The sequence below is a fragment of the Paraburkholderia madseniana genome (assembly GCF_009690905.1).
Lineage (GTDB): Bacteria > Pseudomonadota > Gammaproteobacteria > Burkholderiales > Burkholderiaceae > Paraburkholderia > Paraburkholderia madseniana.
Window position 1 is genome coordinate 1 of record NZ_VOSW01000027.1, and the last position, 12,890, is coordinate 12,890.

Annotated in this window: 14 protein-coding genes and 1 pseudogene; 11 read left to right on the plus strand and 4 right to left on the minus strand. The window is 61.8% G+C overall.

The features are described 5' to 3' along the window. From FSO04_RS15875 to FSO04_RS15885, 3 genes and pseudogenes are all read left to right on the plus strand, one after another. Window positions 1–100, plus strand: a pseudogene (locus FSO04_RS15875) (electron transfer flavoprotein subunit beta/FixA family protein); the annotation flags it as partial. 13 nt (window positions 101–113) lie between these two features. Beyond that, the gene (locus FSO04_RS15880; RefSeq protein ID WP_154560597.1) at window positions 114–1,049 is read left to right on the plus strand and encodes an electron transfer flavoprotein subunit alpha/FixB family protein; all 936 of its coding nucleotides are present in this window, start codon (window positions 114–116) and stop codon (window positions 1,047–1,049) included. Window positions 1,050–1,152: 103 nt separating this feature from the next. Beyond that, a complete protein-coding gene (locus FSO04_RS15885; protein ID WP_154560598.1) occupies window positions 1,153–2,943 on the plus strand; it encodes an acyl-CoA dehydrogenase in 1,791 nt (596 codons plus the stop codon). 152 nt (window positions 2,944–3,095) lie between these two features. Here the strand turns inward: FSO04_RS15885 and FSO04_RS15890 are convergent, their stop codons facing one another. Next, window positions 3,096–4,382, minus strand: a complete 1,287-nt coding sequence (locus FSO04_RS15890) for a D-amino acid dehydrogenase (RefSeq protein WP_154560599.1) — start codon at window positions 4,380–4,382, stop codon at window positions 3,096–3,098. 169 nt (window positions 4,383–4,551) lie between these two features. On the opposite strand from FSO04_RS15890, the gene FSO04_RS15895 reads away from it, so the two are divergent. After that, window positions 4,552–5,040: an Lrp/AsnC ligand binding domain-containing protein gene (locus FSO04_RS15895; protein WP_054036112.1), complete on the plus strand. Its 489-nt coding sequence runs from the start codon at window positions 4,552–4,554 to the stop codon at window positions 5,038–5,040. A 98-nt stretch (window positions 5,041–5,138) separates the two neighbouring features. Then, window positions 5,139–6,284 carry a PA0069 family radical SAM protein gene (locus FSO04_RS15900; protein WP_168435703.1) on the plus strand — a complete coding sequence of 382 codons (1,146 nt, stop codon included), beginning with the start codon at window positions 5,139–5,141 and terminating at the stop codon, window positions 6,282–6,284. Between the two features lie 16 nt (window positions 6,285–6,300). On the opposite strand, the gene FSO04_RS15905 is transcribed toward FSO04_RS15900, so the two are convergent. Together FSO04_RS15905 and FSO04_RS15910 are read right to left on the minus strand one after the other, a co-directional pair. Then, window positions 6,301–6,768: an NINE protein gene (locus FSO04_RS15905; protein ID WP_154560601.1), complete on the minus strand. Its 468-nt coding sequence runs from the start codon at window positions 6,766–6,768 to the stop codon at window positions 6,301–6,303. A 93-nt stretch (window positions 6,769–6,861) separates the two neighbouring features. Next, on the minus strand, window positions 6,862–8,070 hold the full coding sequence (locus tag FSO04_RS15910; protein WP_168435704.1) for a PQQ-dependent sugar dehydrogenase: 1,209 nt from the start codon (window positions 8,068–8,070) through the stop codon (window positions 6,862–6,864). A 172-nt stretch (window positions 8,071–8,242) separates the two neighbouring features. Here FSO04_RS15910 and rpsP point away from each other — a divergent pair, with 172 nt between their 5' ends. The 6 genes from rpsP to FSO04_RS15940 all read left to right on the plus strand — a co-directional run bounded on the left by rpsP (window position 8,243) and on the right by FSO04_RS15940 (window position 12,539). Further along, window positions 8,243–8,497, plus strand: a complete 255-nt coding sequence (gene rpsP / locus FSO04_RS15915; RefSeq protein WP_006476550.1) for a 30S ribosomal protein S16 — start codon at window positions 8,243–8,245, stop codon at window positions 8,495–8,497. A 117-nt stretch (window positions 8,498–8,614) separates the two neighbouring features. After that, entirely contained in the window at window positions 8,615–9,349 is a 735-nt protein-coding gene (rimM, locus tag FSO04_RS15920; RefSeq protein ID WP_154560602.1) for a ribosome maturation factor RimM, read from the plus strand. Window positions 9,350–9,373: 24 nt separating this feature from the next. Further along, the gene (trmD, locus tag FSO04_RS15925; RefSeq protein WP_054036120.1) at window positions 9,374–10,141 is read left to right on the plus strand and encodes a tRNA (guanosine(37)-N1)-methyltransferase TrmD; all 768 of its coding nucleotides are present in this window, start codon (window positions 9,374–9,376) and stop codon (window positions 10,139–10,141) included. A 144-nt stretch (window positions 10,142–10,285) separates the two neighbouring features. Next, window positions 10,286–10,675 carry a 50S ribosomal protein L19 gene (gene rplS, locus FSO04_RS15930; RefSeq protein ID WP_012433948.1) on the plus strand — a complete coding sequence of 130 codons (390 nt, stop codon included), beginning with the start codon at window positions 10,286–10,288 and terminating at the stop codon, window positions 10,673–10,675. 93 nt (window positions 10,676–10,768) lie between these two features. Next, window positions 10,769–11,485: a CoA pyrophosphatase gene (locus tag FSO04_RS15935; protein ID WP_154560603.1), complete on the plus strand. Its 717-nt coding sequence runs from the start codon at window positions 10,769–10,771 to the stop codon at window positions 11,483–11,485. A 115-nt stretch (window positions 11,486–11,600) separates the two neighbouring features. Beyond that, window positions 11,601–12,539 (plus strand): CobD/CbiB family protein, encoded by a 939-nt coding sequence (locus FSO04_RS15940; RefSeq protein WP_154560604.1) that lies wholly within the window; start codon window positions 11,601–11,603, stop codon window positions 12,537–12,539. A 15-nt stretch (window positions 12,540–12,554) separates the two neighbouring features. Here FSO04_RS15940 and FSO04_RS15945 read toward each other — a convergent pair whose 3' ends face one another. After that, window positions 12,555–12,875 carry a putative signal transducing protein gene (locus tag FSO04_RS15945; RefSeq protein WP_093640613.1) on the minus strand — a complete coding sequence of 107 codons (321 nt, stop codon included), beginning with the start codon at window positions 12,873–12,875 and terminating at the stop codon, window positions 12,555–12,557. Window positions 12,876–12,890: the final 15 nt, after the last annotated feature.

Below are 12,890 nucleotides of genomic sequence, written 5' to 3' on the forward strand. Positions count from 1 at the left end.
GCTGAAAGTCGTTGAGCCGCCGAAGCGCTCCGCCGGTGTGAAGGTGCCGGATGTGAAGACGCTGGTCGAGAAGCTGAAGACCGAAGCCAAGGTGCTGTGAGGAGACGGACGAAATGACGAATCTGGTTATTGCAGAACACGACAACGCGTCGATTAAGGCCGCGACGCTGAACACGATTGCAGCCGCGCAGAAGATTGGTGGCGATATCCACGTGCTGGTCGCAGGGCACAACGCACAAGCCGCGGCGGATGCGGCAGCGAAGATTGCAGGTGTTTCGAAGGTCCTGCTGGCCGACGCGGCGCAACTCGAAGCGGGTCTGGCGGAAAACGTCCAGGCAACCGTGATGAACATCGCGAAGGACTACACGCACATCCTGACGCCGGCGACCGCCTACGGCAAGAACATCGCACCGCGCATCGCCGCGAAGCTCGACGTCGCGCAGATCAGCGACATCACCGCAGTGGACAGCGCCGACACGTTCGAGCGCCCGATCTACGCAGGCAACGCGATCGCCACGGTTCAATCTCAAGATCCGATCAAGGTCATCACGGTTCGCACGACCGGCTTCGACCCGGTGGCAGCAGAAGGCGGCAGCGCAACGGTCGAGAAGATCGACGCGGCAGCTGATACGGGCCTCTCGCAGTTCGTGAGCCGTGAAGTGACAAAGCTGGACCGTCCGGAGCTGACCTCGGCGAAGATCATTGTCTCGGGTGGCCGTGGTCTGGGCAACGGCGAGAACTACACGAAGGTCCTCGAGCCGCTGGCGGACAAGCTGAACGCAGCGCTGGGCGCCTCGCGTGCAGCTGTCGATGCGGGCTTCGTGCCGAACGACTATCAGGTCGGTCAAACCGGCAAGATCGTCGCGCCGCAACTGTACATCGCTGTCGGCATCTCGGGCGCGATCCAGCATCTGGCCGGCATGAAGGACTCGAAGGTCATCGTGGCGATCAACAAGGACGCGGAAGCGCCGATTTTCAGCGTCGCTGATTATGGTCTGGTGGGTGACCTGTTTACGCTCGTGCCGGAACTCGTTAGCGAGCTCGGCTAAGCGCCTCAGCGCCGGTTAAAAGGCGTCTGGCAGCACACGAGAGGGCGCAGGACCTATCAAGTCCGGCGCCCTTTTTTTATCGACAGGCAGGAGGAGAACTGAAATGAGCTATACGGCGCCCATCAAGGACATGCTGTTCGTGATGAAAGAACTGGCCGGTCTCGAAGATATCGCGACGCTGCCGGGCTTCGAAGATGCAAACCTCGACACGGCTCAGGCCGTGCTCGAAGAATCGGCGAAACTATGCGGCGAAGTGCTGGCGCCGCTGAACGTCGAAGGTGATCGCAATCCGAGTAGCTGGAAAGACGGCGTGGTCACCGCCACGCCCGGTTTCAAGGACGCATTCCGCCAGTTCGGCGAAGGCGGCTGGCAAGGCGTGCAACATCCGGTCGACTACGAAGGCCAGGGTCTGCCCAAGCTGATCGCCACCGCCTGTATCGAGATGCTGAACGCGTCGAACCTGTCGTTCGCGCTGTGTCCGCTGCTCACGGATGGCGCCATCGAGGCGCTGCTCACGGCGGGCAGCGAAGAGCAGAAGCAAACCTACGTGCCCAAGCTGATTTCCGGCGAGTGGACCGGCACGATGAACCTGACCGAGCCGCAAGCCGGCTCCGATCTCGCGCTGGTGCGCACGCGCGCCGAGCCGCAGGGCGATGGTTCGTTCAAGCTGTTCGGCACGAAGATTTTCATCACGTGGGGCGAGCACGACATGGCGAAGAACATCGCCCATCTCGTGCTGGCGCGCACGCCTGATGCACCGGAAGGCGTGAAGGGTATTTCGCTTTTCATCGTGCCGAAGTTTCTTATCAACGAAGACGGCTCGCTCGGGGAGCGTAACGACGTCCATTGCGTGTCGATCGAGCACAAGCTCGGCATCAAGGCGAGCCCGACCGCGGTGCTGCAATTCGGCGATCACGGCGGCGCGATCGGCCATCTGATCGGCGAAGAAAATCGCGGCCTCGAGTACATGTTCATCATGATGAACGCGGCGCGTTTCGCGGTGGGCATGCAAGGTGTTGCCGTGTCGGATCGTGCGTATCAAAAGGCTGTGGCGTATGCGAAGGATCGCGTGCAAAGCCGGCCGGTGGATGGCTCCGCGAAGCAATCCGTGGCGATCATTCAGCACCCGGACGTGCGCCGCATGCTCGCCACGATGCGTGGTCTCACCGAAGCATCGCGCGCATTGGCGTATGTCGCCGCGGCTCACTGCGATATCGCACATCGTCATCCCGACGAAGCGAAGAGCGCCGAGCATCAGGCGATTTACGAATACCTCGTGCCGATCGTGAAGGGCTGGAGCACGGAGCTGTCGATCGATGTGACGAGCCTTGGCGTGCAGGTACATGGCGGCATGGGCTTCATCGAAGAAACCGGCGCCGCGCAGTACTACCGCGACGCGCGCATTCTGCCGATCTACGAAGGGACGACCGCGATCCAGGCCAATGACCTGATCGGCCGCAAGACCGTGCGCGACGGTGGCAAGGTGGCGAAGGCGCTGCTGGCCGACGTGGCTGAAACGATCGAAGCACTCGGCGCGCAGCAAGGCGCTGCGTTCGAATCGATGAAGAAGTATCTGGGCCAAGGGCATCGTTCGCTGAGCGCTGCGGTCGATTTTGTAGTCACTAACACGAAGAGCGATCCGAACGCGGTGTTCGCCGGCAGCGTGCCGTATCTGAAGCTGGCGGGCGTTGTCCTGGGCGGCTGGCAGATGGCGCGTGCGTTGCTCGTGGCGGCTGAAAAGCGCGCTGAAGATCCGTCGTTCTATGGCGCGAAGATCGCCACCGCGCAGTTCTATGCTGAGCATGTGCTGCCGCTGGCTTCGGCGTTGGAAGCTTCGATCGTCAGCGCGAAGGGTGGGGAGAGTGTGCTGGCGTTGTCGGAAGATCAGTTCTGATGTTGCGCTGCTTCTATTGAGCGATGTAGCAAAAACTCGTGTGTAAAAAGAAAAACGGCGCCCTTTTCGAGGCGCCGTTTTTCTTTGTCAGGCCGGTCCGTCTACGATGACAAACCGGCATAACCGCTCGCGAAGCGTTAAAACATTAAACCTTAGGCATAAGCCGGACGATGCGCACCGCCGATCTCGCCGAGATAGCGATGCACCGACAGATCATCCGCCTTGATAGCCGGCTGCTTGCTCGACATCACATCGGCCAGCAGTTGACCCGAGCCGCACGACATCGTCCAGCCCAGCGTGCCGTGACCCGTGTTCAGGAACAGGTTCGGCACGGGGGTGCGGCCGACGATCGGCGTGCCGTCCGGCGTCATCGGACGCAGGCCGGTCCAGAACGTAGCCTTCGACGTATCGCCGCCGCCCGGGAACAGATCGTTCACGCACAGTTCCAACGTTTCGCGGCGCGCCTGGCGCAGCGACTTGTCGAAGCCGACGATCTCCGCCATGCCGCCGACGCGAATCCGGTCGTCGAAGCGTGTGATCGCGATCTTGTACGTTTCGTCGAGCACGGTCGAAATCGGCGCGGATGCTTCGTTGACGATCGGCGCGGTGATCGAATAACCCTTGAGCGGGTAGACCGGAATCTTCACGAGACCGGACAGGAATTTGGTCGAGTATGAACCGAGCGCTACGACAAACGAATCCGCGCGCACCAGTTCGTCGCCGCACTGCACGCCGGCGATGCGGTCGCCCGCCATGGCGAGGGAGTCGATCGGCGTGTTGTAGCGGAATTTGACGCCCAGTTGCTCTGCCATCGCGGCGAGGCGCGTGGTGAACATCTGGCAGTCGCCGGTTTCGTCGCCCGGCAGGCGCAGGCCGCCCGTCAGCTTGTGCGAGACCGCGGCGAGCGCCGGTTCGGCTTGCGCGAGTTCGGCCGGCGACAGCAGTTCATACGGCACGTTGGCGTCCCGCAGCACGGCGATGTCTTTCGCGGCGCCGTCGAACTGCTGTTGCGTGCGGAACACCTGCAGCGTGCCGCCGGTGCGGCCTTCGTACTGGATGCCCGTTTCGGCGCGCAGCGCCTGCAAACAATCGCGGCTGTATTCGGCGAGGCGGACCATGCGGCCCTTGTTCACCGCATAACGCGCCGACGTGCAGTTCTGCAGCATCTGCCACATCCATTGCAACTGGAATTGTGTGCCGTCGAGACGGATCGCGAGCGGCGCATGTTTCTGGAACATCCACTTGACGGCCTTCAGCGGCACGCCCGGCGCGGCCCACGGCGACGCGTAGCCCGGCGAGATCTGGCCGGCATTGGCAAAGCTGGTTTCGAGCGCCGGGCCGGCCTCGCGATCGATGACGGTCACTTCATGACCGGCGCGCGCGAGGTAATAAGCACTCGTCACTCCGACAACGCCACTGCCCAAAACGACGACTCGCATAGCTGCTCCAGGATGTTCAATAAGAGGTCTGAGGGCGGTGCGCTTGTCGATTCGTTTGAATTCGTTCGATTAACGAGGTGTAACGCGGATCGCCCAGTGATAACCGCTATACTATTAACAGTCAGGTAGGTTTTGTTATTGTATTTTCAAGATTTTCAGCAAAAACACCATGCGTACACAGCGCCAACCGATCCGGGCTCTCGACAAACTCGATCACAAGATCCTGCGGCTCCTCCAGCAGGACGGCCGGATGGCGATGAAAGACCTCGCCGAGCAGGTCGGGCTGTCCGTCACGCCGTGCATCGAACGTGTCAAGCGAATGGAGCGCGACGGCGTGATCACCGGCTACCACGCGCGCGTGAACCCGGCTGAACTGGGTGCGGCGCTGCTGGTGTTCGTCGAGATCACGCTCGATCACAAAAGCGGCAACATGTTCGACCAGTTCCGCCGCGAGGTGCAGAAGATCCCCGAGGTGCTGGAGTGCCACCTCGTCTCGGGCGACTTCGACTATCTGATCAAGGCGCGCATCGGCGAAATGGCCGACTACCGCAAACTGCTGGGCGACATCCTGCTGCAACTGCCCGGCGCGGTGCAGTCGAAGAGCTACGTGGTGATGGAAGAGATCAAGGAAACGCTGACGATTGCGGTTGGCGATTAGCTCGCGCGGGAGTTGCGCAGCTGGACTCGACAAACGGCGTAAACACTGTATATTTATACAGGTGTTTTGCGCCGTTTTGCATTTTGCGTGCTCCAGCCGTGACCGATTCCGACACCCACTCCGCCAACGAATTTCCGATTGCTCCGCCCACGCCTCGCAAGGGGCGCGGTGCGGTGACGAACCTGCAAGGCCGTTACGAAGTCGACCAGCGTGAAGTGGTGGACGACGGCTGGCTTTCGTCGCCGGAGGAAGACGGCGAGCCCAAGGTTTTACGCACGCAGGTTTTCGAAGAGCGGGCCAAAACCATTCTCACGCGCAACGCGTCGCCGGATATTCCGTTCAGCGTGTCGCTCAATCCGTATCGGGGCTGCGAACATGGCTGCATCTACTGCTTCGCGCGGCCCACACATAGTTATCTAGGGCTGTCGCCGGGGCTCGACTTCGAAAGCCGCATCTACGCGAAGATCAATGCGCCGGAGTTGCTCGAGCGCGAGTTATCGAAGAAGTCCTATGTCCCGGAGCCGATCGCGCTCGGCGTCAATACCGACGCCTGGCAACCCGTCGAGCGCGATTTGCGCCTCACCCGGCGAGTGATCGAAGTGCTCAGCGAGCGCGGCCATCCGTTCGCGGCGATCACCAAATCGTCGCTGATCGAGCGGGATATCGATCTGCTCGCACCTATGGCGGCGCGCGGGCAGTTCATGGCGGCTATCACGATCACCACGCTGGACGCCGAGATCGCGCGCACGCTTGAGCCGCGTGCCGCCACGCCGTCGCGTCGATTGCGCACGATCCGTACGTTGAGCGAGGCGGGCATTCCGGTTGGCGTCAGCATCGCGCCGGTGATTCCCTTCGTCACCGAGCCGGACATGGAGCGTGTGCTGGAAGCCTGTGCAGAGGCCGGCGCAAGCAATGCGAGCTACATCGTGCTGCGTTTGCCTTGGGAAGTTGCGCCGCTATTCAAGGATTGGCTCGCGGCGCATTTTCCCGATCGGGCTGATCGGGTGATGAGTCGCGTGCACGATATGCGGGGCGGGAAGGACTACGACTCGAACTTCGCCACTCGAATGAAGGGGGAAGGCTTGTGGGCGGACCTGCTGAAGCAGCGCTTCCACAATGCTGTGCGCCGGCTCGGGCTAAACCGGCGCGACCGCGGCATTCTCGATATGTCGCATTTTCGCCGGGTTGAGCCGGTGCACACTGAACTGCCGCCGCGCGACAATCCACAATTGAGGCTCTTTTAGCGCGGCGCGCGGTGGGTCATTGCGACAGCGCTTTGGCGGCTTGCACCTGACCTTCGAAGTAAGTCTGGAACGAGATCGCGAGGCCCGTCATGAGGAGGAACGCGCCGATCAGCAGCGAAAAGATCACGATGAAAATGACGGTCCAGCCAGAGCGGCTTTTGCGCTGGGTTTGCACGTTGAACTGCGCGTCCCATTTTTCATCCGGGCGCAGGCCATAGACGATCGCGGCCAGAAAGGCTGAGAGCAGCGAGACGGCGCCGAAAAACGCGAGCACCCAGCCGAGCATCGAGGCCCGTTCGCTCGCCACCACCAGCATGGCGCCCGGAATCCCGATCAACGTGCCGAGCAAGTGCGCCCAGCCGTAGATGTCGCGCAAGCCGTACAGATAGAAGCGGTGGGCGCCGAGGCTGCCGAAGAAGAAGGCCAGCGCGGCGGTAATCGTCTTGGATCTGAAATACGAGGAAGTCGAAGCAAGGGTGGACATGTAGGCGAGGGCAGAGTGACAGGCTGTCGAAAAGGAGCGGGGCGTCGGTGGGCGTGGGCCGACGCGCATTCTACGCCCGCTGCGCGCTTACGGCTAAGGCTGAGGCGCGGAATAGGTCACGCGATAGACCGCGCCGGCGTAGTCGTCGCTGATCAGGAGTGAGCCGTCGGGCATCGGCTGCACGTCGGCGGGGCGGCCCCATACCGCTTCGCCCGGCTGGAGCCAGCCTTCGGCAAAGACCTCCTGGTGCGCGTTGCTGCCGTCCGGGTTGGTAATCACCCGCACGACGCGGTAGCCGACCTTCTTGCTGCGATTCCACGAGCCGTGCTCGGCGATAAAAATATTGTCGCGATATGCGGCCGGGAACATCGAGCCACTGTAAAAGCGCATGCCGAGCGAGGCGACGTGCGCGCCGAGTTTGACAACCGGCGGTGTGAAGGCGCTGCATGGATGGTCCTTGCCGAATTCGGGGTCGGGCGTGTCGCCGCCATGGCAGTACGGAAAGCCGAAATCCATGCCTGCACGCGGCGCGCGGTTGAGTTTGTCGTCCGGTACGTCGTCGCCCATCAGGTCGCGGCCGTTGTCGGTGAACCACAACTCATGTGTCACCGGATGCCACGCGAAGCCGACGGAGTTGCGAACGCCACGCGCCACGATTTCATAATGGCTGCCGTCCGGGTCCATGCGGCCGATCATCCCAAAGCGGTCGCGGTCTTTCAGGCAGACGTTGCAGGGCGCGCCTTGCGGCACGTACAGCTTGCCATCCGGCCCGAAAGCGATGAATTTCCAGCCATGATGGGTCTCTGTCGGCAGTGTGTCGGTGACCACGACCGGCTTGGGCGGATCATTCAGATGAGCGTCAATCGCGTCAAAGCGTAGAATTTTCGACACTGCGGAGACGTACAGCGTGCCATCCCGCCACGCCACGCCCGCCGGCGTTTCCAGGCCGGAGGCGACCACGTGGCGAGCCGTGACGCGTCCACTCTGCAATTCGAGCGCGTAGACGTGGCCGTCAAGGCTGCCTATATAAAGAATGCCCTTCGGTGAGAGCGCCATGGCCCGCGCGCTCGGTACGGCGTCCGAGAGGACCTCGATGTGGAAGCCGGGCGGCAGTTTGATGCGCTCGACCGGTAGCGCGGCCAGCACCGGCAGGGCCGTGGCGGCGAGCAACAAGGCAGCGCCTGCTCGCAGGGCCTGAATGCGGGCGGCACGCGAAAAGCCTGTAATCAGCGAAAAGCGGGCAACTCGCCGAAAGACGGCGAATGAAGCGAGAAAAAACGCAGATGGCGGCAGGCGTTTCACGGGCGCTCCGTCAGGTAATTCGGGCGTCTCGGCGCGATTCGAGGCCTGTGCCTGTATGGACGGCACAACCCCGTCGTGCAGTTTATCCCGGTAAGTGTTTGTTATGGCGTCGGTTTCCCGCTATAATCGCGTGTTTCAGTCGTTCCGAACCCCGGTTTTCAAGGATTCTAGTATGGTCATCATCCGCTTGGCTCGTGGCGGCTCCAAGAAGCGCCCGTTCTACAACATCGTCGCAACCGATTCGCGTAACCGTCGTGACGGCCGCTTCATCGAACGCGTTGGCTTCTACAACCCGGTCGCTACGAAGGGTGAGTCGCTGCGTATCGCTCAAGACCGCCTGACGTACTGGCAAGGTGTTGGCGCACAACTGTCGCCGACCGTTCAGCGTCTCGTGAAAGAAGCGCAAAAGGCGCAGCCGGCTGCTTAATGGTAGCTAGCATGCGTATCGTCGTCGGTTCGGCCGGCGGCTCGCGCAGCTTGCGTGAGCAGTCCGATGCGCGAGTTTTGCTGAAGCAGACGTCGAAGTTGGCAGCGAGGTTCTCTTATGTCTGAACGTGATTCCGGCAATTCAGGTCGCGTAAAGGCAAAGGCGGCAGCCCCGCGCGCGAAGACGTCTGGTCAGGCGCCGTTCGGTGCATTCGTCCGCAAGCCGGTCGAAGCGGCCGAAGGGCAGGCGAAAGCCAAAGTTGCAAACGCCGCTTCCAGCGCAGCAGAAATGCGAGCGGAAACGGTGGAAAGCTGGCCGGCCGATGCGGTCGAGGTCGGTGCAATCGTCGACGCTTACGGCCTCAAAGGCTGGGTCAAGGTAGCCGCGCATGCGGATGCCGGGCACGGCGGCGACGCATTGCTGAGCGCGAAGCGCTGGTGGTTGCTAAAAGACCACGAGCGCAAGTCGGCGCCGTCATTACAGGCAAAAACGCATAGCGACAGTATCGTTGCCCATCTGGGCGGCGTAGCTGACCGCGATGTGGCACTGGCACTGCGCGGCACGCGCGTCTATATCAGCCGCAGCGAATTTCCGGCCCTCGGGGCCGACGAATTCTACTGGGTCGACCTGCTCGGCCTGGACGTGGTGAACGTTGCCGGGGTCCACCTCGGCAAAGTTGCAGACATGATCGACAACGGTGCGCACTCGGTGTTGCGCATCGAATATCCGGATACCGACAAAAGCGGTAAGCCGGTCACCGGCGAGCGTTTGATCCCGTTCGTCGGCGTCTTTGTCAAAACGGTGGATCAGGCGGCGAAGCAGATCATCGTCGACTGGGAAGCCGATTACTAAATAACTCGCTGACTGGAGAGAGCGATGCAGTTCGATGTCGTGACGCTCTTTCCTGACATGTTTCGTGCGCTGACCGACTGGGGTATCACCAGCCGTGCGGCGAAGCAGGAGCGCTACGGGTTGCGCACGTGGAATCCACGCGATTTCACTACGGACAACTACCGCACAATCGACGATCGCCCCTACGGCGGCGGCCCCGGCATGGTCATGCTGGCCAAGCCGCTGGAAGACGCGATCGGCGCAGCGAAGGCGGCGCAGGCGGAGCAGGGCATCGGCGCGTCGCGCGTCGTGATGATGTCGCCGCAAGGCGCCACGCTGAATCACGATCGTGTCATGCAGTTCGCGGCCGAGCCCGGTCTGATCCTGTTGTGCGGGCGCTATGAAGCGATCGATCAGCGTTTGCTCGACCGTGTCGTCGACGAAGAGGTCAGCCTCGGCGACTTCGTGCTGTCCGGCGGCGAATTGCCGGCCATGGCGTTGATGGATGCCGTGGTGCGGCAGTTGCCCGGCGTGCTGAACGACTCGCAATCGGCGGTGCAGGATAGTTTCGTCGACGTGCTGCTGGATTGTCCGCATTACACGCGTCCGGAGGAATACGACGGCGTGCGTGTGCCTGATGTGCTGCTTGGCGGCCATCATGCGGAAATCGAAGCGTGGCGTCGGCGTGAAGCCTTGCGCAACACGTTGAACAAACGGCCCGATCTGATCGTGAAGGCCAGAAAGAACAAGATGTTGAGCCGTGCCGATGAGGCATGGCTTACGAGTCTCGCGAAGGAAGTGTCGAAGGCATAAAGCCTTGGGCTTTCGAGCGGACATAGGCGGTGCCGCACATGCGTGTACGGCACCAGATGTGAACCCATCCTCTATCGGGGCCGTAGCCAAGCAGTTTCTGTAAGGCAGGTACGAACGCCGACAAGATGGACATAGGAGTCAGTGATGAATCTGATTGCAATACTCGAGCAGGAAGAAATCGGCCGCGCCCTCGGCGAGAAGACCATCCCCGAATTCGCCCCCGGCGATACGGTGATCGTCAGCGTGAACGTGGTTGAAGGTACGCGTAAGCGTGTTCAGGCTTACGAAGGCGTCGTGATCGCCAAGCGTAACCGTGGTCTGAATTCGTCGTTCATCGTCCGCAAGATTTCGTCGGGCGAAGGCGTCGAGCGTACGTTCCAGACGTACTCGCCGCTGCTGGCAAGCATCGTCGTGAAGCGTCGTGGCGATGTGCGTCGTGCGAAGCTGTACTACCTGCGCGACCGTTCGGGCAAGTCGGCTCGGATCAAGGAAAAGCTGGTCGCAAAGAAAGACCGCGCTGCTCCGGAAGCGTAAAAGCTGTAAGAAAAAGCACCCCTCGCGGGTGCTTTTTTGTTTGCCAGGTCAAAATAGCGGAATGTCCCCTATCCGCTCATTCCGAGAGACCCGTTGATCCGCCCCGCCTTTGAGCCTGAAACTCTACCTGTCGAAGCGACGGGTGCCGATCTGCCACCGGTGGTTGCCGGGCGCCTGACGCCCGACGGTCTGCGTGCGCGCTTCGAGCAGCGCCTGAGCTGGACGCCTGAGCCGATTATCGAAGCACCGTGGCGCGATCAGCACGTCGATCCGCGCGTTGCCGCCGTGCTGGTGCCGCTGGTCGTACGCGACAACGGCCTCACCGTGCTCCTGACTCAACGTGCCGACCATCTGAACGACCACGCCGGCCAGGTGAGCTTTCCCGGCGGCCGTCATGAACCGTTCGACGCGGATGCAACCGCCACGGCGTTGCGCGAGGCGCAGGAAGAGGTCGGTCTCGATCCGTCGCGCGTTGAAATTCTCGGTGCGTTGCCCGACTATCTGACGGGCACCGGTTTTCGTGTGACGCCCGTAATCGGTCTGGTGCATCCACCCTTCACGTTGAAAGCGGATGCGTTCGAAGTGGCCGAAGTCTTTGAAGTGCCGCTCGCTTTTCTGATGAACCCCGCGCATCACGAAGAGCGCGTGTTTCGTTACGAAGGTGGCCAGCGTCGCTTTTTCGCCATGCCCTATCCGCGGCCCGCGTCGGCGGAAGCGGCGGATCGCGAGGGGCAGGTGGGCGGCCACTATTTCATCTGGGGCGCGACGGCGGCGATGCTGCGCAACTTCTATCGCTTTCTCGCGGCTTGAATCGCCGCGGGTTGTGCACTTGTTGGGTGTTTGTCAACGTCCGTGCTCAGTGGCATCCGACCCTGTGCTATCGTTATAAAACAATCGTAAAAACTCGAAAAGCACGGCGCATCGCATGACTTTTTTCTCCGTATTGCTGGCTCTGATTATTGAACAGGTCCGCGCGCTGTCGCTGAACAATCCGGTGGCGGCATTGCTTCAATACCATGCGGAGTCGGCGGCGCACGGATTCGATGCCGGCAAGCCCAAGCATGGCCTGCTCGCGTGGCTGGTGGTGGTGGTGCCCTGGACGCTGGCCGTCGCGCTTATCTACTACGTGCTGTATCACATTCACTTCGCGCTGGCGTTCCTGTGGAACGTCGCGGTGCTGTACTTCACGCTCGGTTTCCGGCAGTTCAGCCATTACTTCACGGATATCCACCTCGCGTTGAATAACGACGACGTGCCGCGCGCCCGTGAAATCCTGAATGAATGGACCGGGCTCGATACCGTGGATATGCCCGTTAGCGAGATCGTGCGTCATACGCTGATTCACGCGGTGGTCGCCTCGCATCGGCATGTGTTCGGCGTGTTCTTCTGGTTCCTGATTCCGGTCGGGCCGGCGGGCGCGGTGCTGTATCGCATCGCCGAATATCTGGCGCGTGCATGGGCACGGCCGGCCGACGATCGCACGGCGGCGTTTTCGAGCTTCGCGCAACGTGCTTTCTTCGTGATTGACTGGGTGCCGGCGCGGCTCACGTCGCTGGGCTTTGCGATTGTCGGCAATTTCGAAGACGCGATTTATGCATGGCGCAACCACGCGCGTCAGTGGCCGGATGCGAACGACGGCGTGTTGCTGGCCGCGGGTAGCGGCGCGTTGGGCGCTCGATTGAGCGGGCCGCTTGCCGAACCCTCGAGCCTCGATGCGCTGACCACCGGCGACGGTGGCCCGATGTCAGTCGGCGACGACTGCACGCCGCGCACGCTGCAATCGGCGGTGGGTCTGGTGTGGCGTGCGGTGGTGCTGTGGATGATTTTGCTGCTGATGCTGACGATCGCGGTGTGGCTTGCCTGATGCGCTCCAACCGCTTCATCCATCCAGCGGATCACGCGCCGTCCCACACTGCCAGCACACCGTGAACTGCGCCTCGAGCGTCTCCCCGCACTGACGGCATCGCCACGAAGGCGACCCCGCCGCCGGGCCATGTGAAGCCGCATCGATCAACCGCCGCGCCATCACCTCATCGCGCTCATCCACAAGCCACAGCTCCGGTGCGCACTGATCCGCCGGAATATCGCCGAGCGCGCCGTTCAGATAACGGTTATGCAACTCGCAAGCGATACCCGCCGTCTCCAGCACATTGACCCAATGCTGTCCGATGATCAGATTCGGCGCGCGCATCAATTTCATCGTGAATCCATGGTT